Consider the following 25,621-nt stretch of genomic DNA (forward strand, 5'->3'; position numbering starts at 1 on the left):
GGTCCGGCCCGGTCCGGCTCAGCGGTGCCCGATCAGTAGTAGTAGCCGAGGTGGTCGACGACGACGTGCGCGTACGAGGTCATCGTCGTCACCCCGAGCTGCCGCGAGAGCGGGCTGGTGACGACGGCCAGGTTGGGCGCGTCCTCGCCGGGCGCGTAGTTGAGGACCGACGTGCTCGGCCGGGGGTCGCCGCCGCCCCAGGCGATGACGTGGCCGGGCCCGACGCCCTGCGTCGCGGTGATGTTGACGACGTGGGCGACCGCGTCGGGCCGGGCGGTCACCGGGATCTCCCAGTCCACGGGCGGTCGGCCCACGCCGTCACGGCTGTCGTGGATCCGCGTGGTCGTGACGGGCCGGAAGCGCAGACCGTCGGCGCGGCTGCCGTCGTCGTACCAGCCCTGGACGTCGACGATGACGTGGGTGGTGCCGCGGGCCACGTTGCGCACCGCGATCCCGGGGCGTCCCGCGCGGTAGGAGACCGGGACCGTGGAGTGGTTGGCGATGGTCTGCCCGGCGACGAAGTTCGCGTTGGAGACCCCCGGGGCGTCACCCGCGCCCGACCAGGCGATGAGGTGCCCCTCGGTGCCGGGCTCGGTGACGGTGAGGTTGACGTCGACGGCGCTGACGGTGCCGGTGCCGTCCGGCAGGGTCAACGGGACCCAGACGACCTCGTCGGCGCGCAGGGCCGCAGCCGGGCCGGTGCCCCGGGCGGTGCGTGTGTCCAGCGCCCGCACGGGGTCGATCGGGTGGTACCCGCCGCCGTCGGTGCTCGTGCTGCTCGACGAGACGAAGTAGCCCTGGACGTCCGCGAGGAGGTGGGTGGTCCCGCTGTCGTTGAACAGGGAGACCCGGTCGTTCTCGCCCAGCGGGAGGATGACCTGGTTGGGGCGGCTGCGGCCGGGCACCAGGTTGAGCGACGAGGTCGTCGGCAGCTCCGTGCCCGAGGGCCAGGCACGCACGTGCGTCGGGGTGCTCGCCTCCGTGCCGGTCACGTTGAGGAGCACCGCGAGCACGGCGTCGCGGGGGACCTGGGTACCGGCGAGCGGGTCGAACCTCACCGAGGTGCTCGGTCCGACCGCCCCGGCCCGGGCGCCGGTCCCGGTGCGCGTGTCGAGCACGCGCGTGGGCGGCAGCGCCACGAACTCGCCCTCGGCCCCCCGGGGCACCGGGAGCGCCCCCCTGGTCACCGTCCGCGCGGACCAGAGCGTCTGGCTGTCCCAGTTGGCGCCGATGCGGTACTCGTGGTCCGCACCCGCGACGGCCGAGGGATCCGTCCAGGGCAGCGTCACGTCGTCGGCGACCAGCGTGCTGTCGCGCATCACGTCGAAGGTCGCGGCCTCCGACGTCGTGGTCAGCCGTACCCCGCCACGCACGGGGGTCGCCGTGAAGGTCGGCTGGGGCAGCTCCCACCAGTCGAGCTGGACCCAGGTGTAGGCCGTGCCGCCGGGTGAGCCGTCGGGCGTCTCGAGGTGGGCGAGGAACCCCCCGCGCAGGGGCTCCGGGTCGAACGCGAGGTCGATGCGGCAGGTCCCGCCGGGTGCGAGGGTCACGCCGTCGCAGCCGTCCTGCGTGATGCTGTGGGGCGCGTCGAGCTCCTCGACGCGCGGGAACGACGACGGGCCGTAGGTCTGCGACGCCGTCCCCGCGTTCGTGAGCACGACCGAGGCCTGCACCGTCCGGCCGGGGGGCAGCGGGGTGGGGGCGACCTTGCCGGGGGTCGTCGTGACCGCGTAAGGCACCGCGCTGTTCCACCGCACCGAGCCCGAGCGCTGTCTGCCGTCCGTGCACCCGACGACGTAGTCCGCGGCCAGGGAGGTCAGCCGGCCCGCGTCGTCGTGCTCGACGGCCAGGACGTCCAGCTCGCCGCTCGTCGCCGTGCAGCCGTCGTCGGCGGTGAGCGACAGCTGCACGGTGGACGCGGTGGCTCCGACCGCGTGGCTGCCCACGGCGAGCCGGGGTGCGGCCTCGGGCGCCCGGACGTCGAGGCTCCTCACCGTGCTGCCGGTCGCCGTGGTCGTCAGGCGCAGGGCGTCCGCCGACCCGGGCAGCAGCGTCGCGGCGATCGGTGCGGTCGGCGGCGTGTGGGACGCCGGGCGCCCGTAGGACCGGTACGTGGAGGTGAGGGCGGACACGCGGTCGGCCGGCTGCGGCGCCGCTGCCGCTCCCGCGGCGGGGACCACGACGGCAGCGGTCAGCGCGATGACGGTGCTGAGCACGAGAGGGCGACGGTTCATGGAGGTCCTCGCTGGTGGCGGTGCCGCGGCTCGGGTGGATCGCCGGTGGAGCACGGCACCCCAGGGTCGGCAGCCGTGGAGTGCTGACAGCCTGCCAGCCGGGCGGTGCGCTCCGCAGGCGTTCGACGGACGAGATCGCGGTCTGTCGTGGGCCCGATCAGGAGAGGTGCGGGCGCCGTCGTCGTACCAGCCCTGGACGTCGACGATGAGGGGGCCTCAGGGCCGGTCCGACCCCCGCAGGTCCCGCGCCAGCACCCCCGCCTGCAGCCGTGTCCGCACGCCCAGCTTGGCGAGCACGTGGCTGACGTGGGACTTCACGGTCGTCTCCGAGACCACGAGCCGTGCGGCGATGTCCGCGTTGGACAGCCCGTCGCCCAGGGCGTCGAGGACGTCGCGCTCGCGGGCGGTGAGGCCCGCGAGGCGGTCGTCGGCCGGGGCCGTGGCGGGCGCGTCGGCGGGGACGTGGGACGCGACCGCGTCGAGCAGCCGGCGCGTGACCTCGGGCGCGAGGACGCCCTCACCGGCGGCCACCCGGCACACCGCGTCGACGAGGTCGCCGGCGCCGACGGTCTTCAGCAGGAACCCGGCGGCCCCCGCCCGGACCATCCCCAGCACGTACTCGTCGAGGTCGAACGTCGTCAGCGCCACGACCTCGGACAGCCCTTCGCCGACGATCGCGGCCGTCGCGGCGATGCCGTCGGTCCCCGGCATGCGCACGTCCATCAGCACGACGTCGGGCCGCAGCGCGCGCGTCTGACGCACCGCGACGTCCCCGTCGGCGGCCTCGCCCACGACCTGCACCCGCCCCGACTGCTCGAGCATGAGCCGCAGCCCGGCGCGGATCGCCGCGTGGTCGTCGGCCAGCAGCACCCGGACCGCGCCGCGCGGTCCCGTGGTCGTGGTCGTCGTCGGGTCGCTCACCGTTCGTCTCCCGGTCGCAGGGGGAGGCGGACGTGCACACGCCACACCGTCCCGGTCGGTGCCGCCGTCAGGGTCCCGCCCAGGGCGGTCGCGCGTTCGCGCATCGTCTGCAGGCCCGTGGACGACGTCAGCGCCGGGTCGACGGGCAGGGCGTCGGTCCGCAGGGCGTTCTCGACGACCATCTCCAGGTCGTCGCCGTCGGCCGCGAACCGCACCGCCGCGGGCCCCGTCCCGTGCTTGCGGGCGTTGGTCGCGGCCTCCTGCAGGATGCGGAACGCCGCGTGGTCGACGGCCGTGGGCAGGTCCGCCGGCACGTCGCCGACGACGTCCACGTCGAGGTCCGCGACGCGCGACAGCCCGGCCGGTGCGGTGGCCGCGTCGGCGTCCGCACCCGCACGGAGCACGAGGATCATCGAGCGCATCTCCGCGAGCGCGGCGAGCGAGCCGGCCCGGGCGGCGGCCAGCGCCGCACGGTCGCGCGGCTCGTCCGGCGGGCCGGCCAGTGCCGCCTCGGCGTGGATCGCCACGGCCGACAGGTGCCCGGCGACCACGTCGTGCAGGTCCCGTGCCATGCGCGCGCGCTCGTCCTGCACGGCGCGGTCGCGGTCGAGGGCGGCGATGCGGGCGACGTCGTCCGCGTGCGCCCGGGCGAGGTCGGCGCGGGCACGCTCGGCGTCCGCACGGCGGGACTGCTCCGCGGCGAGGAGCTCCGAGCGGCGCACGTCCGAGCCCCACCACCACGGCGGCAGCAGAAGCGAGCCGGCCACCAGCGTCAGCTGCACCACGTCGCGCGGCGACGCCCCGAGCGCGACGGTGGTGACCAGCACCGCGAGGACCAGGGACACCAGCACGCCCAGCACGACCGCCCGCGCCCGTCGCCCGGCGGCCCGCGCCACCGTGAACAGCGCGTCGAACAGCACGAGGTACATGCCCAGGCTGCCGCCGAGCAGCACGTCCGCCACCACGAGCAGGGTGACCGCGACCAGGACCAGCACCGGCCGACGGCGCTTGGCCAGCAGCACCGACGTCCCCAGCAGCAGGATCGCGACCTGCCACGGGGTCGCCCCGCCCGGGGCCGCGACGACCGGCTGGTCGGTCCCGAGCATCTTCACGTCGAGCGCCAGCAACGCCAGTCCGGCCAGCAGGATCGTCAGCGAGTACGCCCGGTCCGCCGCCGGCCCGCGCGGCGGCGTGCGGAGCCACCGCGTGAGCGCGGCGAGGCGCCGGGGCGTGACCATGTGCCCATCCCAGCACGTCCGCGACCTGCGGCTCTCCTCCGGACGGAGGAGGTCGCGGGCACAGGTCCGTCCGTCCGCACGAGGTGCGTGCCCGGGGTGCGGCGGCACGGTCGAGGCATGGAGATCGTCGAGTGGGTCCGCGACCACCCCGTCGCCGCGCTGGTCATCGCGTGCGAGGTCGCGTTCTGGGTGTTCCTCGCCGCGGCGGTCGTCGCGCGCTACGTGTTCCGCCGCCGGCGGCTGTCGACCGTGCTGCTGCTGTGCGAGCCGCTCATCGAGGTCGTCCTGCTGGTGGCCACGGTCGCCGACCTGCTGCGTGGCGCGGAGGCGACGTGGACGCACGGGCTCGCGGCGCTCTACCTCGGGTTCACCGTGGCGTTCGGCCGGTACACGGTGCACAAGGTCGACGGCTGGGTCGCCTGGCGGTTCTTCGACGGGCCCCGCCCGCCGCGCGTGCCGTCGGGCGGGCGGGCCAAGGTCGTGCACGAGTGGAGGCTGTGGCTGCGGGTGCTGCTGGCGTGGTTCGTCTCCGTCGCGATCCTCGGCGTCCTGCTGCTCATCGCCGGCGAGGGGCCGCAGCGCGAGACGCTGCTCGGGTGGGCCGGGCGCGCGACGATCGTCATGGCCATCTGGTTCGTCGCCGGGCCGGTGTGGCAGCTCTTCACCGACGCCGCCGAGGGCGACGACGAGGAGCCTGCGGTCTCGGGCGTGGAGGAGCAGGACGTCCGCGGGGCGTGACGCTGCCGGTCAGACCGCGTCCGCCCAGGCCTCCGCGGCCGTCACGACCGCCTCGCCCGTGCGCGCGGCCTCCTCGATCGCCAGACCCAGCAGGTGGTCCTGGCAGCCGTCGGCCAGCGGGTACGGCGCGGGGCCGTCGCCCCGCACCCACGCGCCGGTCGCGTCCACCAGGTGCGCGACCGCGAGGTCGTCGTCGGCGAGGCGGGCGCCCGTGAACGGGTTGCGGTAGAGCACCCGGCCGTCCATCGACAGGTGCTGCAGGTCGAAGCCCTCGAGGTTCTGCTCGATGCCGGACTGCCGGCGCTCGATGCGCGACGTGACGACGGTCCGGCCCTCCACCCACCGGGTCACGGTGTCGTCGACGATCTCGCCGTGCGACCCGCGCACGACGACCCGGTTGCTGCGCAGCGGGTTGTACCACTGGTTGTCGGTGAAGTCGTAGAGCACGGTGCGACCGTCGCCCAGGTCGAGCGTCGCGAGGATCGCGCGGGTCGGTCCGGGCTCGGTGGCGTCGGACCAGCCGTACCGCCCGACGGGGTCCAGCAGCGGTGCCGTGGCCGTCTGCGCGCGGACGGTGACCGGACCCCGCCCGGCGCCCAGCAGGTGCCGGGCCAGGCCGACCGCGTGGTACAGGTGCGTCGAGGAGACCTGCACGCTCGTCGGCGTGCCGATGGCCCCGGACGCCACGACGGCGCGTCGTGCCTGGTGCGCCGGCATGAACGGCGAGTGCTCGGCGACCTGCACGAGCCCGGTCGGGCCGACGTCCGCCCACAGCGCGCGCAGCCCGGCGGCGTCGGGGGCGGGCGGGGTCTCCGCGAGCACGGGCACGGACGCGTCGACGATCTCGCGCACCGCGCCGGGCGTGACGGGCCAGGGTGTCGCGGTGACGATCAGCTCGGGACGGTCGGGCGCGGCGCCGGCACCCGGCACGGCGCCGGTGACGAGCTCCTCGATGGTGCGGACCGTCGGGACACCCCAGGCGGCCTCGACCTGCGCACCGCGCTCGGCGGTGCGCGTCACCACGCCGACGCACCGGAACCGGTCCGGCATCAGGCGCGCCACGCGCACGAAGAACTCGGCCCGCCACCCGGACCCCACGACCCCGAGCCGGATCGGCTGCTGCTGCGTCACGCGGACCTCCTCGTCCTCGCTCCCGACCCTAGCCCGGCGCGGTCCGGTCCCTCCCGGCGGGGTCGTGCGCTCCGGATGCCGACCGGCCGCGTCCGGGTCATCCTCGTGCGGTGACACGCTTCGGGTACACCCTCATGACCGAGCAGTCCGGCCCGCGCGAGCTCGTGCGGTACGCGCAGGACGCCGACCGGCTGGGCTTCGACTTCGCCGTGTCGTCCGACCACTACTTCCCCTGGCTCGACTCCCAGGGGCACGCGCCCTACGCGTGGACCGTGCTGGGCGCGGTCGCGCAGGCCACCGAGCACCTCGAGCTCATGACGTACGTGACCTGCCCGATCGTCCGGTACCACCCGGCGGTCGTCGCGCAGAAGGCGGCGACGCTCGCGGTGCTGTCCGACGGGCGGTTCACGCTGAACGTCGGCGCGGGGGAGAACCTCAACGAGCACGTCGTCGGCCAGCGGTGGCCGGCCGTGGGCGAGCGGCACGACATGCTCGAGGAGGCGCTCGTCATCATCGGCGACCTGCTGGACGGGGAGCGCGTCACGTACGAGGGCGCGCACTTCCGCGTCGACTCCGCCCGGCTGTGGGACCTGCCCGAGCAGCGGGTGCCGATCGGCGTCGCGGTGTCCGGCGCCCAGTCGGTGTCGCGGTTCTCCGCGCTCGCGGACCACCTGGTGGCCGTCGAGCCGGACGCCGACCTCGTGACCCGCTGGGACGAGGCCCGCGCCGGGCTGGGTCCGTCGCGCAAGATCGGGCAGATCCCGATCTCGTGGGGGCCGGACCGCGACGAGGCCGTCGCCCGCGCGCACGACCAGTTCCGCTGGTTCGGGGGCGGGTGGAAGGTCAACGCCGACCTGCCGACCACGGAGGCGTTCGAGGCCGCGAGCCAGTTCGTCCGCCCCGAGGACGTCGCTGAGTCGATCCCGTGCGGACCCGACCTCGACGCGATCGTCGAGGCCGTGAGCGCCTACTGGGAGGCCGGCTTCACCGACGTCGCCCTGGTGCAGGTGGGGGACGCGCTGCAGCAGCGGTTCCTCGACGAGGCGGCCGGTCCGCTGCTCGAGCGGCTGCGCGCCGCCGCACCGGCGCACTGACGTCCCCGCGCCGGGGCGGCCGCACGTGCCGTCGGGACGCGAGGCACGACCCGGACCGACACGAACGACGCACGAGGACGGAGGACCACCGATGGCCGTGACCGCCTTCCAGGACCTGCCCCTGGCCGACCGGGACCGTGAGTGGGACGGCGGCGCCGCCGAGCGCCGGGTCCGCGAGTGGGCCGGGGCGCAGGACGCGCCCAACGAGCGGTACCGCGACGCGCACGTCTGGTACGACGCGCAGAAGAAGGGCAACTTCACCGCGTACAAGCTGCTGGTGGCCGACGTCGTGGACGGCCGGCTGGTGGCGGTGCCGCGCGCCGTGATCGCCGCCGCCGCCGTCATGCAGGGGTCCCGCGGCGGTGTCGACCTGCCCGAGAAGGACCGCGACCGGGTGCGGTCCCACCTGGCCAAGTACTACGCGAAGCTGGACGAGACGCCGCCCTGGGAGGACTGAGCCGGCGCGCGGGTGCCCTCAGCGCCCGGGCCGCTCCGGTCCCAGCACGCCCAGCTCGTGCGCGCGGCGCAGCGCCGCCTCCCGGTCGTGCACGCCGAGCTTGGCGTAGATGCTCAGCACCTGCTTGCGCACCGTGTTGACCGACACCGTCAGGGCGTCGGCGACCTCGCGCGTGGTGCCGTGCTCGTCGAGCAGCGTGAGGACGGTGCGCTCCCGCGGTGTCAGGGGCACCAGGCGGCCCACGGCGGGGACCACCTGGCCCGTGGTGGCCAGGCGCGCCAGCTCGTGGTCGTCGAACGGCATGCCGGACTCCAGCACCAGGGCGTCGCGCACGGACCCGGGCAGGTGCGCGAAGCTGCGCAGGGCACCTTGCTCGCCGGCGACGCGGCGGGCCGCGCGGAACGCCCGCACGGCCAGCGCCGGCTGCCCCGACTCGAGCGCAGCCCACGCCTCCAGGACCAGCAGGTCGGTGCGGTCGGCGAGGTTCACGCGCCGCCGCCGCCCTCCCAGCACCGCGGTCCGCAGCGCGGCGTGCGGGTCGCCGGTCAGCAGGTGCCACCGGGCGCGCGGCACGTCGCTCCACAGCCCCGTGGGATCCTGCCCCACCAGCAGGTCCGCGACGCGGTGGTACTCCCCGAGGGCCAGCAGCAGCTCGGCACGCAACCGCGCCACGACCCGTTGCACCAGGCCCGCCTGCGCCAGCCACACGTGCTGGGTGCGCTCGATCTGCTCCAGCTCCGCCAGACCGGTCTCCGGATCACCGAAGAGCACCGCGCGGCGCACCCGGGCGCGCATGACGAACGGCCAGGTCACGTCAGGTGAGTGCACCGCGAGCGTCAGCCGGGACAGGGCGGCGTCGGCCGCGGGCAGGTCGAGGTGGTCGGTGGCGACCATCGCCTCGGCGACGTCGCCGGCGCTGTCCCGCAGCCGGTTCTCCCAGTCGGGGTCCAGCGCCTCGGCGTGCCGCACGAGCCAGCGTTCGGCGTCGCTCAGCACCCCGTCGAGCGCGTGGACCAGGGCCACGTGCCCGGCGGCGGCCGCGCGCACGTCGGGCGCCCGCGACGGGTCCGCCAGCTCGTACGCCCGCATCGGCAGCTCCAGCGCGGTGCCCAGGTCGCCGTCGAGCAGCGCCGTGCGACCGCCCTGCAGCAGGAACCACCAGTACGCCCGGGTGGACGTGCCGCCCGCGACGCCGGCACGGGCCGCAGCGACCTCCGTGTCCCGCACCACGACCATGGCGCGAGGGATGTCACCTCGCGCCCGTGCCGCGACCAGGGCGGCCGCGGCGCCCGTCCAGCGGCCGGCGGGTGTGCGGCTGCGCCACGCGCCGTCGAGCGCCAGCGTCCCGAGCTCGATCATCAGCCGCAGGACCAGGGCCCGCGGGTCGTCGCGCTCGTCCTCACCGCGGCGGGCGACCGCCCGCGCCAGGGCGAGAACCGTCGAGGTCTCCGTCACCGCGTCCGGCAGCGGGGCGTACGCGGCGTCGACGGCCGCACCCGCCGTGGCCACCAGGTAGGTGCCGAAGTCGACCCAGCAGGTCTCGAGCAGCGTCCAGTCGTGCGCCCGGGCGGCGTGCTCGACGGCCGCGGCGGGGTCCGGCGGGTGCGCGGTCAGCGCCGCGCGGGCCAGGGCACGGTGCACCCGGGCCGACATCTCGGGGTCGCGACGCTCCAGCTCCCGCGTCAGCACCTCCCGCAGCAGCCCGGGCACGTGCCACCGGCTGGGACCGCCGTCCGAGCGGTGCCGCACGAGCATCCCCACGGCCTCCAGCCGCAGGAGCACGTCCAGCTCGTCGGCGGCAGACCGTGCCTGCCCCGCGGTGTCGAGCACGAGACGCACGGTCGCGGGTGTCTGGTCCGCCGCGGTGGCTACGAGCATGGCGGTGTGCAGCAGCGCCGTGTCCCCGATCTCCGGCAGCATGACGTCCCGGGCGTACGCGAACGCCGCCGAGGTCGCCGGCTGCGTGTCGCCCGGCCGGGTGTCGTCCAGCACGGCGCGCGCGAGTGCGGGCCACCCGTCCACCAGGTCGACCAGCCGACGCAGCCGGGTGTCGTCGACGAGGTGACCCCAGGTGGCCGCGGCGGCGCGCAGCTCGTCCGGGGTGAACGCCAGGTCACGCGCGGTGAGCGTGACGACCGACAGCGGCCGACGTGCCGCCTCGAGGACCGGGTGCCACGCGCCGCTCGGGCGCAGCGGGTACCGCGCACCGGTCACCAGCAGCAGACGCAGCCCGTGGGACGCGGTGAGCAGGTCCGCGACCGCCTGCAGGTCGGCGGGGGCGTCGAGGTGGTCGGCCTCGTCGACCACGAGCACGACGGGCGACGCGGTCGCGTCCACCGCCGCGGCGAGCTCCGCAGGCCCCGGCGCGTCGGGGACGTCGCCGCCCGCCGCGCGCAGCGCAGCCGTCAGCGCGTCGCGCACCGCCACCCACGCGCCGCCGTCCGCGGGCCACGGTCCTGCCGTCCAGGCGACCGGCCGGCCGGTCGACCGCTGCCGGGCGGCCCACTGCTCCGCCAGCACGGTGCGTCCGAACCCGTGCACCGCACGCACCACGGCGACGGGGTCGAGGCGGTCCAGGCGATCGAGCAGGCGCGAGCGGGCCACTGCGCTCACGGGCAGCTGCCGCGACGCCCACGCCGGCGTCCCGACCGTCCCCCTGCCGCGCCCGGTCTCGCCGGACGGACCCTCTTCGGTCGTCATCCTCCTCAGTATCCGGCCCGCGTCCGACGTGCGCCTGCAGGACACGCGTCGTTCGGTCCGCCGAAACCCGCTGCGAGGGGCGTCGGCACTCCGGCGCCGCCCGTTATCGCAACCCCGCGGCGCGGCCTACGGTGCAGCCGGCACCTTGCTGCGACGACGCCCGGAGACCGATGAGCACCCCTGCCCCGCCGGGCGAGACCCGGCCCACGCCCGCCCAGCTGCGCCGGTGGCGGCGCAACCTCGCCGACGAGCGCGCCGAGGCGGCCGTCTACCGCGACCTCGCCTCACGGCGCACGGGCGAGGAGCGCGAGATCCTGCTCGCGCTCGCCGAGGCGGAGCGCCGCCACGAGGCGCACTGGCTCGACCTGCTCGGTGACGACGTCGGGCGTCCGGTCCGGGGGGACTGGCGCACCCGCGTCCTCAGCGTGCTGGCCCGGCGGTTCGGGTCGGTGTGGGTGTACGCGCTGGCGCAGCGTGCCGAGGCCCGCTCGACGTACGGGCAGGACTCCGAGGCGACCGCCCGCATGGCGGCCGACGAGCAGATCCACGAGGAGGTCGTGCGCGGCCTGGCGATGCGCGGGCGGCAGCAGATCTCCGGCACCTTCCGCGCCGCGGTGTTCGGGGCCAACGACGGGCTGGTGTCCAACCTCGCGCTCGTCCTGGGCATCGGCGCCAGCGGCGTCGCCACGGGCACCGTGCTGCTGACGGGCCTGGCGGGCCTGCTGGCCGGGGCCCTGTCGATGGCCGCGGGGGAGTACGTGTCGGTGCGCTCGCAGCGCGAGCTGCTCGAGGCGTCCCGGCCCGCCGCGGGCGCCGCGAGCGCCCTCGCCCACCTCGACGTCGACGCCAACGAGCTCGCGCTGGTCTACCGGGCGCGCGGCATGAGCGCCGCGGACGCGCAGGCCCGTGCGGACGTCGTGCTGGCGTCGCTGGCGCAGTACGACGCGCAGCAGGCCGTCGACGCGTCGCTGCTGCGGACCACGACGTCGCTGCCGTCGGGCGACCGGGCGGCGGAGGCCGGCGACGCCCTCGCCGCGGCACCGGCCGCCGCACCGCGCCCCGCCGCCCCGGAGCGGGACGAGCACGAGTCCGTCGGCACCGCGTGGGGTGCCGCCATGGCGAGCTTCTGCTTCTTCGCGTCCGGCGCGCTCATCCCGGTCGTGCCGTACCTGCTGGGGGCGTCGGGGACGACGGCCGTGCTGTGGTCGGCCGGGCTGGTGGGCGTCGCGCTGCTGGGGACCGGCTCGGTGGTCGGGCTGCTGTCCGGGGCGTCGCCCGTGCGGCGCGCGCTGCGCCAGCTGGCCATCGGGTACGGGGCCGCCGCCGTCACGTACGCGCTGGGTCTGCTGTTCGGGACGTCCGCGGTGTGACGCCCGCCACACCCGGCCCCGCACGATCTGATGGCGGCACCCTTGCTTTTTCAGGTAAGCCTCACCTTATGCTGCACGTGTGACCGAGGCCGCAGTGACGACCGTCGAGACGACCGCACCCCCGGCGTCCCCTTTCCGGATGTTCCACGTGCGCGTCGCCGCGATGCAGCGGCTGTGCCCCAGCCTGCTGCGCGTGACGTTCACGGGCGACGACCTCGACCGCTTCGCGGACAACGGGTTCGACCAGCGCATCAAGTTCTTCCTGCCGGTCGACGGCTCCCCGTACGCGGACCTCATGGACCTCGGTCGCACGGGTGACTGGTACGGCACGTGGCGCGCCCTGCCGGAGGACCGCCGCCACCCGATGCGCACGTACACGGCCCGCGGTGTGCGTCCGCACCCGCGTGAGCTGGACGTCGACATCGTGCTGCACGGCGACACCGGCCCTGCGTCGCGCTGGGCGTCGACCGCCCGCGTCGGCGACGAGCTGGTCGTCATGGGCCCCAACGCCGACCACGTCGGCCCGCACGGCGGCGTCGACTTCGTCCCGCCCGCGCGCACGGACCGCCTGCTGATCGCCGGTGACGAGACCGCGCTGCCCGCCATCGCCGGCATCGTCGAGCGACTGCCGCGCGACGCCCGCGGCGAGGTGCTCGTCGAGATGCCGTGGTCCGACGACCGCCTCGCGCTCGACGCCCCCGACGGTGTGCGCATCCACTGGCTCGGCCGCGACGGTCGCGCCCACGGCGACCTGCTCGTCCCGGCCGTCCAGGCCGCGTGCGCGCGTCTGCTGCCGGGTCGGGCGCCCGTCCCCGACGCCGTCCTCGAGGACGTCGACGTCGACCACGACATGCTGTGGGAGGTGCCGATCGACTACGCGACCGGCGCCCCGCTCGCTGCGGAGGCCCACCTGTACGCGTGGCTCGCCGGTGAGGCCGGTGTCATCAAGATCCTGCGCCGCCACCTGGTGCGCGAGTGCGGCGTCGACCGCAAGGCCGTGGCGTTCATGGGGTACTGGCGGCAGGGGAAGTCCGAGGGGAGCTGACCCCGAGGCAGCCGGCATCCTGACGGCGGCGGACGACGTGGGGTCATCGGGTGACCGCTGAGGCTCCACCCAGTGAGTCCGCCGTGCGGAACCACGGCGAGCGGTGCAGGACGTCGACGTCGTGCGCGACCGCGCCGGGATCGGTGCTCGTGAGCAGGAGCGCGGCGCCGAGCCGGACGTCCGTGCCGGAGTTGCCGTCGCGTCCCACCCGGGACACGTGCACCTCGACCTCGCTCCCGAGGGCCCGAGCGATCTCGGGGACGCCGCCCCAGCGCTGACCCGGCATCACCGGCAGCCACAGCCAGGCGGCCTGGCGCCCGCCCGTGTGGTCCGGCTCCGGGACGGGCAGCCCTGCCTGGAGCCGCAGGTGCGCCACCTCGAGCTGGACGCCGGCGTGCACGCGTGCGAGCTCCGAGACGGCGGCGCCGGGAGCGCGCGCGGCGGTCTCCAGCACGACGAGCCGACCGTCGGGCGTCGTCGCGAACTCCGTGTGGACGACGAAGTCGCCGTCCGACCCGAGGGCGTGGACGACGCGCTCGTTCAGCTCGTGCGCGGCCACGGCCTGCGGGCTGTCGGCCGGCAGCGTCCACCCGCCGAGCACCCGGCCGCGCTCGAACCCGAGCAGCGGCCCCAGGTAGCGCCCCGCCTGGACGGGGCGGACGTCGCCGTGGTGTACGAGCGCGTTGACGTGGCCGAGGTCCCCGTCCACGAACTCGTCGACCTGCCACCCCGTCTCGCCGTCGTGCCGGGCCAGCCACCCGACGACCGCCTCGGCGTCGGGCAGCACCTCGACGCCTCGCGAGTTCGCCTCGCGCCGCGGCTTCACGACGGCGGGCAGGCCGACGGTCCCGACGACGCGGTCCGCGACGGCGCGGGAGGACGTGACGGTCGGCTCGAAGGTCAGGTGCCGGGGAACCGGGACGCCCGCGGCCTCGAGCCGACGCTTCATGAGGACCTTGTCGCGGTACCCGTCGAGGCGTGCGGGGTGCCGTGCGGGCAGGCCCGTCGCCGCCCGCAGCCGTGCGCACTCGACGAGGCAGTACTCGTCGTTGCTGACGACCTCCGCGCCCGGCACCGACCGCACGACGGACTCCCACTCCCCCCGCCCGGCGCGCACGACCTCGACCGACGCCTCGACGTCCTCGCGGAGCACGGTCGCGGGGTCGGCGTCGGTCAGGACGACGACCTCGAACCGGTCGCGGGGGAACGCCTGCGCCGGGTCCGTCGTGAGGGGCTGGCGCGAGTGGAGCACGACGACGCGCGGGCGGGCGTCCGACGACCCGGCCGAGGAGTCAGCCACCGCTGCCTCCCGACGACGGCATCGGCAACCGGCCGGCGGCGAGCGCGCGGGCAGGGTCCGGTCGTCCTGGGAGGACCCCCGGCGCCGGCTCGCGTTGCGCGGGGGTGTCAGCCCGCAGCGCCGGCAGGCCGGCGACGGCGGCACCCCGGCCGCGCGTCGCGGTCGTGTCACGACCGAGCGTGGTGGTGGTCACCGTCATGGCAGTTGCCTGGGCCTCATGGTCGGGGTCGAGATGTGACAGGACTCTAGGTGCAGGAAGCGACGAACCGGGTCGATCGGTCACCCCCGTCGCCCGGTCGGAGGCGAGGGTGGCACGCGTTCCCACCCTCGTCCCGGACTCGTCGACGATCCGGGAGGGTCGGTGGACGGGTGGTCACGCCGCGTGACCGGGTGCAGGGCCGGGGAGCGATGGGACGGTACGACGCGGACGCACCAGGGTCCCTGGGGTTCCTCGGCCGACGGCACGTGCGGGTCGTCGAGTCTCACCGCCTCCGAGGGCGGGCGCCTCCACCGGCGCCGGCGCGCGAGACCCCGGACGCCGCTCCGCCACGTGGTGCCGTCTGCGGGGACCCCTGGAGGAGAGCGCGCGCGAGGGCGTGGCTGCGCCGGAGGCGGTCGTTCCACTCGGTCCCCGGTGCGGTCTGGACCGACCAGAACGTGTGCCGCAGGATGCTGAGGGCCAGGGCCGCCGCCATCTGAGCCTGCTCCGCGATCTCTGCCGCGGTCAGGTCGCCGCGCCGCCGCAGCCGCCGGGCGACCACGTCCGCCTGCCACGCGGCCACCTCGGTGCGTCGGGCCTCGCGGGTCCTGAGCCGCGCGTCGCTGTCGACCAGCTCGAACCTGCGGCGGAACAGGGCAAGGTCCCCGACGGCGTCGCGGGCGCCCACGGTCAAGAGCGTCAGCAGGTCACCGAGCAGAGGCCCGTCAGCCTCGACGAACGCCTCGACCGCCTCGGGCGACGGCAGCGGCGGTCGCCCGAGGATCGCGGCGTCCTTGCTGCCGAAGTAGGTGAAGAAGGTGCTCTGCGCTATCCCGGCGGCTGCGCAGATCTGCGCGACGGTGACGGAGCCGTAGCCGTGCTCCAGGCACAGGTCGACGGCGACCTGCTCGACGCGCGCCCGGGCCGTGGCGCGCTTGCGCTCCCGCAGCCCGAGCGGTCGGTCGTCCCGGTCAGGGAGCATCGTCGCCGGCCAGCCGGGACATGACCGCCTGGGCGTCGGCGTCGATCGTCGCCTGGTCCACCGCGTCGGTGGCCGGCACCCGCGAGGCGACCTCCTCGACGACCCGGCCTGCCTGGCCGCTGTCGAGCCACTCGGCCCGCAGCTCCGCGATCGCCGCGTCGACGAGAGCCGAGAGGTCGGCGCTCGCCTCGAACCGGGTCACGAGCGCGTTTCCTCCCATGGCTTCTGGTCCCCGTCCGCCGCCCGGTGCGCCGGGCCGTGCGCCCTCGGGCAGCTCGACACCCTCCGGCAGAGCCGGCAAGGCGGCGCCACCGGGCGCGCCCGGTCGGGCCGAGCCGTCGCCGTCACCGGGCCCGCCACCCGTGCCCGGCAGCGACATGCCGCCCAGAGCCAGGTTGAGGTCCCACGAGACGACACTGATCAGCCCGGTGCCCAGGTCGTGGTACAGGTACGCGTTCCGGCCGGGACCCGAGATCGTGTCCATGTTCCCGAGCACGTCCTGGGTGGCCAGGTAGGTCGCGAACGACCCGACGTCGATCCACTGGTCCAGCTCCTGGGCGAACTCCTCGTCGGACGCACCGTCGAGCCACTCCAGGAACGACACGATCGGCTGCAGGTCGTGGCTTCCCCGGAGGTTGACCTGGGTGAAGTCGTCGGCGTACGCGGTCTGGTCATCGCCCTGGTAGGTGAAGGAGCTCGTGGACTCGACCTTGTAGAGCACGCCGTCGCCCTCGAGCGCGGCGGCGTACTGCGGGTCGGGGTTCTGCACGACCAGGCGTGTCGTCGCGGGGCGGTCGTTCACGGCGTAGGTCGTGTACGCGTAGTCCTGCGTCGGTTGTCCCGACCGCTTCGTCAGCTCCAGCGCGACCGCCTCGTTGAGCGACGACTCGGCTGCGGCGCTCGCCGGGCGGATCGCCAGCTCGGTCATGCCCTGGTAGGCGCGCCCGGGCCGGTTCTCGTCGAAGCTGACGAGCAGCGGCAGGTTCTCCGGCTCCTGCGTGCTGAGCGCGAGTCCCGTGCCGGCGAACCCGCCGCCCGGGCCTCGTCCGCCGCCGCCGCCCGGCATCTGTGGCATCTCTCCGCCGCCGCCCGGCATCTGTGGCATCTCACCGCCACCGCCCGGCATCTGACCGCCGCTCATGCCTCCGAGCCCTCCTGGGGCGCGCTCGCCCTGGGTCGCGGACCCCTCCCGGCCGTCGACCAGGGACGAGAGGGTGGAGTTGCCTTTCAGGCGGACCGCTGCGGACTCGATCGTGGTGCCGTCGATCGTGATGTCGGCGGTCATCCACTCCTTCTCGCCCTCGGTGAAGTAGGCGTCGAGCATCCGGTCGTAGTCGTCCTGGGAGTAGGACAGGACGAGCTCGTGGTCGACGGTGGTGTCGAAGAGGTCGACCGTGCCCTCGACGTCCTCGGTGATGCGTTCCTCGTCGGTCACGGCGGCCGTGCTCGTGGAGTAGGGCCGGATCGTCACGTCACCGAGGACGGTGAGGGCGACGGCGACTCCTGCCAACCCTGCTGTCAGCGGCTTCCAGTGCTGACGCAGCGGCACCGGGAGGCGCCTGCGGAGGTCTGCGCGACTCATGCTGCCGCCTCCTCACATGTCCGACTGGTCGTACCCGGTCAGGACGGTGACCTTCTGCCCGGAGTTGATCTCGCTCAGCGCGCCGATGATCTCCGTCGTCGTGACTCCCGGCTTGAGGCGTACCGAGTAGAAGAGCTCGGTCAGCGCACCTCCCCGCACGGTCTCGACGCTCACCAGCTCGAACTCCAGGGTCGTGCGGACGAGCACGTCGGCGACGTCCTGCTGGTAGCGCGCCTCGGGGGGAACCTGGACCTTGACCACCTGGCGCTGGATGTCGAGCTTGAACCAGTCGAAACGCTGCATGAGGAAGACGACCAGCAGGATGAAGGCCGTCGCGGCCGCCGCCAGCAGGTAGAAGCGTGTGCCCACCGCCATCCCGATCGCCATCACGAGGAAGATGAACCCGACGTCGCGGGTCTCCTTGATCGCGTTGCGGAAGCGGATCACCGAGAGCGCGCCGACCAGCGCGAACGCGCGCGCGATGTTCGACCCGACGACGAGCATGATGACGGCCACGACCATGCCGATGACGACGAGGGTCTGCACGTACGACTGGCTGTAGGAGATGTTGCGGTGCGTCCGCTGGTAGACCCAGCCGATGGCGGCGGACAGGACGAACGAGAGCGTCAGCGTCGCCGCGACGTCGAAGACGGAGAAGGTACCGCTCAGGTCGGTGAGGTTCATCGGGTGGGTGCACCTTGTCGGGTCGGGGCGTCGGCGACGCCGGTCGAGGTGGTCGGGCGTGCCGGTGTGACGCGGTGACGGCCGGGGGCGTCGTCCGGAGCGGGGCGCAGGATCTCGTCCACCCCGTCGGGGGCGTGCATGAGGGAGCGGGGCGCGAGACCGAAGGCCTGCACGCTCTGGCAGTACTTGGAGATCCGGACCAGGTCCAGGTTCATCCGGGCTGCCGCGTCCGTGACCCACGCCGGGACGCGTTCGTCGGCCTTCACCTCCAGGATCGACAGCCCGGGGGGCAGCGTGAGGCGGTTCAGGCTCTCCGAGGACAGGTGGAAGTCGCGGTCCCGGCCGCGCAGCCGGTGGTCGAGCGTGATGCGCAGGCCCAGATCGGCTTCCCGTCCCACCCAGGCCTCACGGTGGTAGGCCGTCGTCACGGTCGGTCGCAGGTCGAGCTCACCGACGAGGGTGGCCACCTCGTCGAGGAAGGCGCGTTCACGGCTGCTGATCTCGCCGACCGGCGCGTACCCCTGCGGTGAGCACAGCCGCAGGGCGTCGCGGTAGGGCAGGCGCACCCGCCGCTTCTGGGTGACGCGGTTGACGCGCTGCTTGATCTCGACGAACACCGGCGAGTCCGCCGTCAGGTCGTCCGCCGCGCCGTAGTGCCGGACACGCAGCTTGCGCCGGAACCTCAGCCCCTCGATCTTCTCCCAGTAGAACCTCAGGTGCGCGGTGTCGTAGTAGAGGCTCGTGACCGGGTAGCCGGTCGCGCCGGAGTAGGCGTCCTCGTCCATGTGCCGACCCAGCTCGGCCCGGAGCTGGTCGGCCTGGGTCTGCGGCACGAGGTACTTGATCTCGAACCGGTTGAACGCGTGCAGGCGGCTGGCGGTGTCGGTGCGGGCGGTGCTGGCGACGGTCGCGACCGGACCGTCGTCCGTCACGTCCGGCCCGGCACCGGGGGTCTCGGCTGCGCGTCGGTACAGGCGTCGCACGGGCGCGGTCCTCTCGGTCCGGCCGGCGGTGAACGGTGACGCGCCGGCGGATGAACATCGGGAGTCCGCAGCATGTGGGTCGACCCTTTGAGGCTCCTGAGAACGCGGAGACGGACCGGCATCCACTCCAGCAAGGGGTCGATGCCGGTCCGTCGTGGCGCCTGCGGCGACGGCCGGAGCCGTGGCTGCGTCAGCAGGCCGGCCGCGACGAGCGGTCTTAGAGGGTCGGGCCCTGTGGCTCTAGTGCCCGACGAGCACCGGGCCCTCCGCCTCGACCTCCGCGGGCTTGCGCACGAACAGCGTGAGCACGACGGCGACGCTGGCGATGACCGCGCCGACCACGAACGCGCGGTGCACGCCCACCGCCATCGCCTCGGCCGGGTCGGCGCCCGTGGCTGCCGCACCGGCGGCCCCGACGGACATCAGCGTGACGAACAGCGCGGTGCCGGCGGCGCCGGCGACCTGCTGCAGGGTGCTGGTGATCGCGCTGCCGTGGGAGTACAGGGCGCGTGGCAGCGACCCGAGCGCCGAGGTCAGCAGCGGCGTGAAGACGAAGCCGAGCCCCAGGTTGAGGGTCATGTGCACGGCCACGATCCACCCGATCGCGGTGTCCATGCCGAACGTCGTCATGCCCCACAGCGCGGCAGCGGCGACGACCATGCCGGGCAGGACCAGCGGCCGCGGCCCGTAGCGGTCGAACAGCGCCCCGACCACGGGCGCGATGACGCCCATGAGGACGCCGCCGGGCAGCATCATCAGGCCGACGGTCAGGGTGTCGAGCGCGAGCGCCTGCTGCAGGTACAGGGGCAGGAGGATGAGCGAGCCGAACAGCGCGGACATCACCACGACGACGAGCACGACGGCGAGGCTGAAGGAGCGCGACGCGAAGGTGCGCAGGTCGAGGAAGGCGGCGTCCGTGCGCTGCAGGGTCAGCTGACGCCGCACGAACACGATGAGCGCGACTGCGCCGACCGCGACCGGGATCCCGGGCGCCACGGGCGCGTGCCCCGACGCCGACTCGCCGACGAGGCTGAGGCCGTAGATGAGGCCGCCGAACCCGACGGCCGCGAGCAGTGCCGACAGCGGGTCGAACGTCGCCGGCGACGTCTCGGTGACGTTGCGGACCCACACGGCGCCGAGCCCGATGGCGAGCAGCGCGATGGGCAGCACCAGCCAGAACATCCAGCGCCAGTCCAGCGCGGACAGGATGGCCCCGGAGACCGTCGGGCCGATCGCGGGAGCGACGGCGATGACGATGGAGATGACGCCCATCATCCGGCCGCGGTGGCTGGCCGGGACGACGTTGAGCACCGTGGTGAACAGCAGGGGCAGCATGATCGCCGTGCCCGACGCCTGGACGACGCGCCCGGCGAGCAGCACCTCGAAGCCGGGCGCGAGCGCCGCGACGAGGGTGCCGGTGGCGAACAGCGACATCGCCGTGAAGAACAGTCCCCGCAGCGGGAACCGGGCCAGCAGGTAGCCGGTGCACGGGATGACGATCGACATGGTCAGCAGGAACCCGGTGGTCAGCCACTGCGCGGTCGCGGCGGTGATGTCGAGGTCGACCATCAGCCGGGGCAGGGCGACGCCCATGATCGTCTCGTTGAGGATGACGACGAACGCGGAGGCCACGAGCAGCGCGATCACGGGGCCGGTGCGGATCGCGGGGGCCCCGTCCGGGGTGGAGGGCCGGCCGGGCCGGAGGTCGTTCTCGAGCGTCATGAGGTCTCTCTGTCAGCGGGTGGGGGCGGCGGACGGCGTTCCTGGGAACCGCGGACGTCCGGCCGACGAGTGTATGGCAGTGACTGCCACAATCGTCGCGGGTGGGAGGATGAGCGGATGCTCGACCCGGAGGGCCAGCAGCGCGGCGTCGTCACCGACGGCCCGGACGCCGACTGCGGGCTGCGCGAGCACCGCCGCCGCGAGACCCGTCGTGCCATCACCGACGCCGCGCTCGACCTGTTCGAGCGCCAGGGCGTCCCGGCCACGAGCGTCGAGGCGATCGCCGACGCCGCCGGCATCGCCCCGCGCACCTTCTACCGCCACGCGGGGACGAAGGAGAACGCGCTGTTCGTCGACGACGACTCGATGGAACGGCTCATCGCGAGCGTGCGCGGCGTCGACCAGCAGGGTCCCGCCGTGGTCCGCGCGATCGAGCAGGCGTTCCTCGCGCAGGTCGACGCCTTCGACGCCCAGCCGGCGGCGAGCCACGCGCGCGTGCTGCGGGTCCGCCGGCTCGTGCTGGCCGACCCGGACCTGCTCGCCCGCGCCCTCGCCCGTGACGCCGAGCAGGTGCAGGAGCTCACCACGATCGTGCTGCACGCCGGCGACCATCCAGACGAGCTGCGCGCCCGCACCGTCGTCACCGCGATCGGCACCGCCGTGCGCCTGGCGTACGACGAGTGGGCGCGCCGCGCCGAGCGGGGCGAGACCGTGCCGGTCCGGTCGCTCTACCGGCAGGTGCGGTCCGGGCTGGTCGACTACTTCGCGGGTGCCGCCGACGGATAGCAGGCGCCGATCCGGTCGGTCGAGCGAGGCGCTCGGGGCTCTCAGGCCGCCGGGACGACGCTCACCAGGTGAGCGTCCGCCGGGTGGAGCGATCGACGGAGCCTGGCATCGAGCGTCGCGAGCGTGCTGCCGGTCCGCCTCGCCAGCTCGACGAGGTGGAAGTCCGTGGCCTGACGCGGTCCGACCATGCGCGTCAGGTCGATCGTGGTGTCCGCGAACGACGCGTCGTCCGGGAGGAAGCGGTGACCCGGGACCGTCCGCATCTGCCGCAGCGCCGCGACCGCCTCGACGGGAAGGACCGTCCGACCGAGAACGGCCGGGGTGGACAGCAGGCGCACGAACGCCGACTCGGTGACCGGGGTCGTGGCCCACGCCGTGACGTCGGCGAACCACCGGTGCGCGGCGCGATGGTGCACGTGCGCGTCGGCGGCGAGGGCGAGGAGGACGTTCACGTCGAGCAGGTAGCAGCGCTCAGCCGTCACGGTGCTCGGCGACCATCTCGTCCGTGATCACGTGGCCCGCCGGGCCGTGGAAGACCGGGAACCCCCGGACGGTCGACGCAGGCGCGGTGCCTTCGAGGGCTCGCTCGGCGAGGTCGGAGATCGCGCGTCCGATCGACACGTTCTGCTGCTCGGCGATCGCACGCGCGGCGGCCAGCACCCGGTCGTCGATCTCCAGCGTCGTCCTCATGCGCATCACGGTATCACCGCATCACCGGGCCCTGTCCGCGCGCGGCTGAGCACGACGGAGCCCGGCCCGCACGCATGCGGACCGGGCTCCGAGATGCCTGTGGGTCAGGGGACGATGTGCCCCGCGGCCCGGAACAGCTCGTACCACTCGGCCCGGGTGAGGGGCAGGTCCGACCCGAGCGCGGCACCGGCGACGCGCTCCGGCGTCGTCGTGCCGAGGACCACCTGCATCTGCGCGGGGTGCCGCGTGATCCACGCCGTGGCGATGGCGATCGGCGGCACGTCGTACTGCGCGGCGAGCCGGTCGATCACGGCGTTGAGCTCGGGGTACTCGGGGGAGCCGAGGAACGTGCCGGTGAAGAACCCGGCCTGGAACGGCGACCACGCCTGGACGGTGATGTCGTTCAGGCGGCAGTAGTCGAGCAGGCCGCCGCCGTCACGGGTGACGGACTGGTCCTCGGCCACCATGTTCCCGGCGACGCCCTGGGCGACCAGCGCGGCGTGCGTGATCGACAGCTGCACCTGGTTGGCCACGAGCGGCTGGCGCACGGACCGCTTGAGCAGGTCGATCTGCCGGGGCGTGTGGTTGGAGACGCCGAACGCCCGCACCTTGCCCGCGGCCTCGAGCTCGTCGAAGGCCCGCGCGACCTCGTCCGGCTCGACGAGCGCGTCCGGGCGGTGCAGCAGCAGGACGTCGACGTGGTCGGTCCGCAGGGCCTGCAGCGAGCCCTCGACCGACGTCATGATGTGCTCGTACGAGAAGTCGAAGTACGGCCCCTCGGGCACGATCCCGCACTTGGTCTGGATCGTGATCTCGTCGCGCTGCGACGGCGTGAGCGCCATGGCGTCGGCGAACCGGCGCTCGCACTCGTGCTTCTCGCGGCCGTACACGTCGGCGTGGTCGACGAAGTCGATGCCCGCGTCGCGCGCGGTGCGCACGAGCTCACGGATCTCGTCGTCGGACTTCTCGGCGATCCGCATGAGCCCGAGCACGACGTTGGGGGCGACGACGTCGGTCCCCGGCAGGGTGAGAGTCTTCATGCTGCATCCTGCACCGTCCGCAGCCGCGACCTGTGGAGGCAGCAGCCCGTGCGGCGTCAGCGTCCCAGGACGGCCCCGCCGTTGACGCTCAGCACCTGGCCCGTGACCCATCCGGCGTCCGCGGACGCCAGGTAGTGCACCGCACCCGCGACGTCCGACGGTGTCCCGGCACGACCGAGCAGCGTCTGGGCGACCAGTGCGTCGTGGCGCCGCGACCGGCCCTCGGTGCTGAAGAACTCGGTGTCCTGGACGTAGCCCGGGGAGACGGTGTTGACGGTGATGCCGTCCGGGCCGCCGCGGCCGGCGAGCTCGGCGCCCCAGGCGACGAGGCCGGCCTTGGCCGCGCCGTACGCGCCGCCACCGCCGCGCTGCGCGGCGATCGAGCTGATCGTGACCACGCGGCCGCCGGGCCGCGCGAGGGACGGCCACAACGCCTCGGTGAGGAGCATCGCCGAGAGCAGGTTCTGGTCGACGGTCCGGCGGTAGCTCTCCAGCAGACCGTGCAGGCCGGGGGCCGGGGCGCCGCCGACGCCGCCGGCGTTGTTGACGAGCACGTCCACCGGCCGGCCGTCGAGCGCCTCGACGACGCGCAGCACCGCGTCGGGGTCGGTGAGGTCCGCCGGCACGACCTGGACGTCGGACGTCGGGTGGTCGTCCCGCAGCCGGTGCAGCGGCTCGGAGCGACGCCCGAGGGCGACGACCGTCGCCCCGTCGGCGAGGAAGCGTTCGGCGACGGCGCGGCCCATGCCCGTCCCGGCGCCGGAGACGACGACGGTGCGGGGGGTCCGGGTGGCCGCGGTGGGGGCGTGGTCGGGCAGGGTCACGGGGCACGTCCGATCGGCTGGGGGAGGTGGGGACACGTGGCCGCGCCGGTGAGGGCGGAGTCCGAGCGCGCCATGATGCCGCGTGGCGCGCGGGGGCGCATGTGCCTACGGGGCGGCTGTGCCGGTGGTCGGGGCCGCCGCTGACCGCAGGCGGTGCGACCGGCCACGGTGGGAGAGGAGCACGAGGCCCGCACCCAGCGCGATCGCCGCCGCCGCCGCGGTGGCGGCAGCACCCGGCGCCGCGCCGGTCGCGGCGAGCGCGACGTGCGTGTCCCCGGTCCGCACGGGCGGGACGTGCGTGTCACCGCCCTGCGGGGGCGCGGCGTGCGTGCCACCGCCCTGCACGAGGCTGCCGTCCCCCGGTGCCGCGGAGGTGGTCTCGTCGTCCACCGCGGGCGGGACGCCCACCTGGACGGTCGCGGACGCCGTGGCCGGGTCGGTGTCGCGGTCGCCGGCCGTCGCGGCGGTGACCGTGCAGTCGCCGGCACCGGTGCCGGTGAGGCTCCCGTCGGTCACGGTGCACGCCCCGGTGGCCGTGAGCGTCACCGGCAGGCCGGACGACGACTCCGCGACCGGGCGCACGGTCGCGCCGAGGGTGAGCGGGGGCACGACGAGCCTCACGGCGTCCGCCCGCCGGGCGACCTGCACGTCCAGCGAGGCCGACGACGGCGCCGCACCGGGCGCGCCGGTGTAGGACGCGGTCACCGGCATCGTGCCGCCGGTCGCCGTGAGGTCCTCGAGCACGACCGACCCGTCGACGAGCGGCAGCCCTCGGTGGGCCGTGCCGGCGACGACCACGTCGACCGTCCCGGTGGCGGGGCGCGTGACCGGCGGCTCGGAGGGATCGTCGTGCGCGTGCTCCTCGGACACCTGGACGGTGACGTCGAGGCGGTCGCCGGCCACGGGAGTGCCGGGGGACACGGTGACGGTCGTGCGGGTGTCCGCCCGCGGTGTCGCGGTCACCGGCGTGCTCGGGCCGGACCGCCCGAGCGGGTTCCGCGCGAGGACGGCGACGTCGTAGGCCGTCCCGTTCGTCAGCCCGTCGAGCGTGCGCGTCACCCGGGCTGAGCCGGACGCGAGCTGGTCGCACCACTGCAGGGCCTCCCCGGACGGCGCGCACCACACCTCGTACCCGATCGCCGTGCCGTCGGCCGGGGCGTCCCAGGCGAGCGTGACCGTGCGGTTGCCGACGGACTGCACGGCGAGCCCGGTGGGCGTCGACGGCGCGTGCGTGCTCAGGTGGATCGTCGCCTCGCCGCGCGACGTCGTGTACGCGCCGCCGAGGCCGATGAGGTACTCCGTCCCGGCGGTGAGGTCGACCTGGAGCCCGGCGGCGAGCCAGAGCCAGTCGTCGTTGACGGCCTGCGCCGTGCCGTCGGCCCACACCTCCAGCGCGGTGTCCCAGTCGCCGGTGGCAGCGACGCCCAGCCGCACGTCCTTGGCGGGGGTGAAGGAGTACCAGGCGGTGTTGTGGAACACCTGCTGCCCCTCCTGGGCGATCGAGCTGACGTGCGCGTTGCCGGCGGTGAACGGGCCGTCGAGCGTGTTCACCGGCAGGGGCACCGGGTCGGTCCGGGTGCCGCCGGGTGTGCCGTCCGCGTGGGCGGCGGAGGCCGGGATGAGCGTCGCGGCGACGGCGAGGGCCAGGGCGAGGGCCGTGCGGGAGGGGCGACGGCGGGGGAGACGGAGCGCCATGATGAGCTCCCGGGTGCTGCGGACAAACGGTGCTTCCACGGTGGGACGGCTCCGGGGCCTCGGTCCAATCGGGTGGCGGGAGGTCCGGATCGCCCGGTACGCCGGTGCGGTCTGCACAACGGCGGGGGTGCTGCCGGTGTCGGTGGTCGGCGGGACGATGGCGTGACCGCCGCGGGCGTCGGGCCGGCGGCATGCAGGCAGGGGGT

Annotated in this window: 22 protein-coding genes; 6 read left to right on the forward strand and 16 right to left on the reverse strand. The window is 74.7% G+C overall.

From position 1 onward, the window contains the following. Window positions 1–32 precede the first annotated feature (32 nt). The 3 genes from J1G43_RS03325 to J1G43_RS03335 form a co-directional block, all read right to left on the reverse strand. Window positions 33–2,234 (reverse strand): hypothetical protein, encoded by a 2,202-nt coding sequence (locus J1G43_RS03325; RefSeq protein ID WP_207339598.1) that lies wholly within the window; start codon window positions 2,232–2,234, stop codon window positions 33–35. 216 nt (window positions 2,235–2,450) lie between these two features. Further along, a complete protein-coding gene (locus J1G43_RS03330) occupies window positions 2,451–3,056 on the reverse strand; it encodes a response regulator transcription factor (RefSeq protein WP_242635363.1) in 606 nt (201 codons plus the stop codon). A gap of 95 nt (window positions 3,057–3,151) precedes the next feature. Next, window positions 3,152–4,393: a sensor histidine kinase gene (locus tag J1G43_RS03335; RefSeq protein WP_207339597.1), complete on the reverse strand. Its 1,242-nt coding sequence runs from the start codon at window positions 4,391–4,393 to the stop codon at window positions 3,152–3,154. Between the two features lie 117 nt (window positions 4,394–4,510). Between J1G43_RS03335 and J1G43_RS03340 the strand changes: the two genes are divergently transcribed. Beyond that, the gene (locus J1G43_RS03340) at window positions 4,511–5,131 is read left to right on the forward strand and encodes a hypothetical protein (RefSeq protein WP_242635192.1); all 621 of its coding nucleotides are present in this window, start codon (window positions 4,511–4,513) and stop codon (window positions 5,129–5,131) included. Window positions 5,132–5,140: 9 nt separating this feature from the next. Here J1G43_RS03340 and J1G43_RS03345 read toward each other — a convergent pair whose 3' ends face one another. After that, the gene (locus J1G43_RS03345; protein ID WP_207339596.1) at window positions 5,141–6,262 is read right to left on the reverse strand and encodes a Gfo/Idh/MocA family protein; all 1,122 of its coding nucleotides are present in this window, start codon (window positions 6,260–6,262) and stop codon (window positions 5,141–5,143) included. Window positions 6,263–6,372: 110 nt separating this feature from the next. On the opposite strand from J1G43_RS03345, the gene J1G43_RS03350 reads away from it, so the two are divergent. Together J1G43_RS03350 and J1G43_RS03355 are read left to right on the forward strand one after the other, a co-directional pair. Then, complete coding sequence (locus J1G43_RS03350; protein ID WP_207339595.1) at window positions 6,373–7,356, forward strand: TIGR03557 family F420-dependent LLM class oxidoreductase; 984 nt, start codon at window positions 6,373–6,375, stop codon at window positions 7,354–7,356. A 91-nt stretch (window positions 7,357–7,447) separates the two neighbouring features. Next, window positions 7,448–7,813: a hypothetical protein gene (locus J1G43_RS03355; RefSeq protein WP_207339594.1), complete on the forward strand. Its 366-nt coding sequence runs from the start codon at window positions 7,448–7,450 to the stop codon at window positions 7,811–7,813. Between the two features lie 18 nt (window positions 7,814–7,831). Here the strand turns inward: J1G43_RS03355 and J1G43_RS03360 are convergent, their stop codons facing one another. Beyond that, window positions 7,832–10,513: a LuxR C-terminal-related transcriptional regulator gene (locus tag J1G43_RS03360; RefSeq protein ID WP_207339593.1), complete on the reverse strand. Its 2,682-nt coding sequence runs from the start codon at window positions 10,511–10,513 to the stop codon at window positions 7,832–7,834. A gap of 170 nt (window positions 10,514–10,683) precedes the next feature. Here J1G43_RS03360 and J1G43_RS03365 point away from each other — a divergent pair, with 170 nt between their 5' ends. Together J1G43_RS03365 and J1G43_RS03370 are read left to right on the forward strand one after the other, a co-directional pair. Further along, complete coding sequence (locus tag J1G43_RS03365; RefSeq protein ID WP_207339592.1) at window positions 10,684–11,883, forward strand: VIT1/CCC1 family protein; 1,200 nt, start codon at window positions 10,684–10,686, stop codon at window positions 11,881–11,883. Between the two features lie 139 nt (window positions 11,884–12,022). After that, window positions 12,023–12,928 carry a siderophore-interacting protein gene (locus J1G43_RS03370; RefSeq protein ID WP_207339918.1) on the forward strand — a complete coding sequence of 302 codons (906 nt, stop codon included), beginning with the start codon at window positions 12,023–12,025 and terminating at the stop codon, window positions 12,926–12,928. A 43-nt stretch (window positions 12,929–12,971) separates the two neighbouring features. On the opposite strand, the gene J1G43_RS03375 is transcribed toward J1G43_RS03370, so the two are convergent. The 6 genes from J1G43_RS03375 to J1G43_RS03400 all read right to left on the reverse strand — a co-directional run bounded on the left by J1G43_RS03375 (window position 12,972) and on the right by J1G43_RS03400 (window position 20,380). Beyond that, on the reverse strand, window positions 12,972–14,228 hold the full coding sequence (locus J1G43_RS03375; protein ID WP_207339591.1) for an acetyl-CoA carboxylase biotin carboxylase subunit family protein: 1,257 nt from the start codon (window positions 14,226–14,228) through the stop codon (window positions 12,972–12,974). A gap of 482 nt (window positions 14,229–14,710) precedes the next feature. Then, window positions 14,711–15,409, reverse strand: a complete 699-nt coding sequence (locus J1G43_RS03380) for a TetR/AcrR family transcriptional regulator (RefSeq protein WP_207339590.1) — start codon at window positions 15,407–15,409, stop codon at window positions 14,711–14,713. Next, on the reverse strand, window positions 15,399–16,991 hold the full coding sequence (locus J1G43_RS03385; protein ID WP_207377963.1) for a CotH kinase family protein: 1,593 nt from the start codon (window positions 16,989–16,991) through the stop codon (window positions 15,399–15,401). Before J1G43_RS03385 ends, J1G43_RS03380 begins: the two co-directional genes overlap by 11 nt. 12 nt (window positions 16,992–17,003) lie before the next feature. Further along, window positions 17,004–17,675, reverse strand: coding sequence for a DUF4956 domain-containing protein (locus tag J1G43_RS03390; RefSeq protein ID WP_207339588.1), 672 nt, complete (start codon window positions 17,673–17,675; stop codon window positions 17,004–17,006). After that, window positions 17,672–18,658 carry a polyphosphate polymerase domain-containing protein gene (locus J1G43_RS03395; protein WP_307859458.1) on the reverse strand — a complete coding sequence of 329 codons (987 nt, stop codon included), beginning with the start codon at window positions 18,656–18,658 and terminating at the stop codon, window positions 17,672–17,674. Before J1G43_RS03395 ends, J1G43_RS03390 begins: the two co-directional genes overlap by 4 nt. Window positions 18,659–18,898: 240 nt before the next feature. Further along, on the reverse strand, window positions 18,899–20,380 hold the full coding sequence (locus tag J1G43_RS03400; RefSeq protein ID WP_207339587.1) for an MDR family MFS transporter: 1,482 nt from the start codon (window positions 20,378–20,380) through the stop codon (window positions 18,899–18,901). A 117-nt stretch (window positions 20,381–20,497) separates the two neighbouring features. Between J1G43_RS03400 and J1G43_RS03405 the strand changes: the two genes are divergently transcribed. After that, on the forward strand, window positions 20,498–21,166 hold the full coding sequence (locus J1G43_RS03405; protein ID WP_207377964.1) for a TetR/AcrR family transcriptional regulator: 669 nt from the start codon (window positions 20,498–20,500) through the stop codon (window positions 21,164–21,166). A 41-nt stretch (window positions 21,167–21,207) separates the two neighbouring features. Here the strand turns inward: J1G43_RS03405 and J1G43_RS03410 are convergent, their stop codons facing one another. The 5 genes from J1G43_RS03410 to J1G43_RS03430 all read right to left on the reverse strand — a co-directional run bounded on the left by J1G43_RS03410 (window position 21,208) and on the right by J1G43_RS03430 (window position 25,415). After that, a complete protein-coding gene (locus J1G43_RS03410; protein WP_207377965.1) occupies window positions 21,208–21,648 on the reverse strand; it encodes a TA system VapC family ribonuclease toxin in 441 nt (146 codons plus the stop codon). Then, window positions 21,638–21,856, reverse strand: a complete 219-nt coding sequence (locus J1G43_RS03415) for an antitoxin (protein ID WP_207339584.1) — start codon at window positions 21,854–21,856, stop codon at window positions 21,638–21,640. The genes J1G43_RS03410 and J1G43_RS03415 overlap by 11 nt, the downstream gene beginning before the upstream one ends. Before the next feature lie 104 nt (window positions 21,857–21,960). Then, complete coding sequence (locus J1G43_RS03420) at window positions 21,961–22,896, reverse strand: aldo/keto reductase family oxidoreductase (protein ID WP_207377966.1); 936 nt, start codon at window positions 22,894–22,896, stop codon at window positions 21,961–21,963. Between the two features lie 56 nt (window positions 22,897–22,952). After that, entirely contained in the window at window positions 22,953–23,720 is a 768-nt protein-coding gene (locus J1G43_RS03425) for an SDR family oxidoreductase (protein ID WP_307859459.1), read from the reverse strand. A gap of 105 nt (window positions 23,721–23,825) precedes the next feature. Next, complete coding sequence (locus J1G43_RS03430; RefSeq protein WP_207377967.1) at window positions 23,826–25,415, reverse strand: fibronectin type III domain-containing protein; 1,590 nt, start codon at window positions 25,413–25,415, stop codon at window positions 23,826–23,828. Window positions 25,416–25,621 lie beyond the last annotated feature (206 nt).

Origin of the sequence: Cellulomonas sp. zg-ZUI22 (genome assembly GCF_017353535.1) — a bacterium.
Taxonomy (GTDB): domain Bacteria; phylum Actinomycetota; class Actinomycetes; order Actinomycetales; family Cellulomonadaceae; genus Cellulomonas; species Cellulomonas wangleii.

Excerpts from the sequence above, each read along its gene's own strand:
- J1G43_RS03360 (WP_207339593.1), bottom strand. The coding sequence starts at position 10,513 with ATGACGACCGAAGAGGGTCCGTCCGGCGAGACCGGGCGCGGCAGGGGG.
- J1G43_RS03340 (WP_242635192.1), top strand. The coding sequence starts at position 4,511 with ATGGAGATCGTCGAGTGGGTCCGCGACCACCCCGTCGCCGCGCTGGTC.
- J1G43_RS03330 (WP_242635363.1), bottom strand. The coding sequence starts at position 3,056 with ATGCTCGAGCAGTCGGGGCGGGTGCAGGTCGTGGGCGAGGCCGCCGAC.
- J1G43_RS03415 (WP_207339584.1), bottom strand. The coding sequence starts at position 21,856 with ATGAGGACGACGCTGGAGATCGACGACCGGGTGCTGGCCGCCGCGCGT.
- J1G43_RS03380 (WP_207339590.1), bottom strand. The coding sequence starts at position 15,409 with ATGCTCCCTGACCGGGACGACCGACCGCTCGGGCTGCGGGAGCGCAAG.
- J1G43_RS03420 (WP_207377966.1), bottom strand. The coding sequence starts at position 22,896 with ATGAAGACTCTCACCCTGCCGGGGACCGACGTCGTCGCCCCCAACGTC.
- J1G43_RS03400 (WP_207339587.1), bottom strand. The coding sequence starts at position 20,380 with ATGACGCTCGAGAACGACCTCCGGCCCGGCCGGCCCTCCACCCCGGAC.
- J1G43_RS03365 (WP_207339592.1), top strand. The coding sequence starts at position 10,684 with ATGAGCACCCCTGCCCCGCCGGGCGAGACCCGGCCCACGCCCGCCCAG.
- J1G43_RS03390 (WP_207339588.1), bottom strand. The coding sequence starts at position 17,675 with ATGAACCTCACCGACCTGAGCGGTACCTTCTCCGTCTTCGACGTCGCG.
- J1G43_RS03355 (WP_207339594.1), top strand. The coding sequence starts at position 7,448 with ATGGCCGTGACCGCCTTCCAGGACCTGCCCCTGGCCGACCGGGACCGT.
- J1G43_RS03430 (WP_207377967.1), bottom strand. The coding sequence starts at position 25,415 with ATGGCGCTCCGTCTCCCCCGCCGTCGCCCCTCCCGCACGGCCCTCGCC.
- J1G43_RS03325 (WP_207339598.1), bottom strand. The coding sequence starts at position 2,234 with ATGAACCGTCGCCCTCTCGTGCTCAGCACCGTCATCGCGCTGACCGCT.
- J1G43_RS03370 (WP_207339918.1), top strand. The coding sequence starts at position 12,023 with ATGTTCCACGTGCGCGTCGCCGCGATGCAGCGGCTGTGCCCCAGCCTG.
- J1G43_RS03405 (WP_207377964.1), top strand. The coding sequence starts at position 20,498 with ATGCTCGACCCGGAGGGCCAGCAGCGCGGCGTCGTCACCGACGGCCCG.
- J1G43_RS03335 (WP_207339597.1), bottom strand. The coding sequence starts at position 4,393 with ATGGTCACGCCCCGGCGCCTCGCCGCGCTCACGCGGTGGCTCCGCACG.
- J1G43_RS03385 (WP_207377963.1), bottom strand. The coding sequence starts at position 16,991 with ATGAGTCGCGCAGACCTCCGCAGGCGCCTCCCGGTGCCGCTGCGTCAG.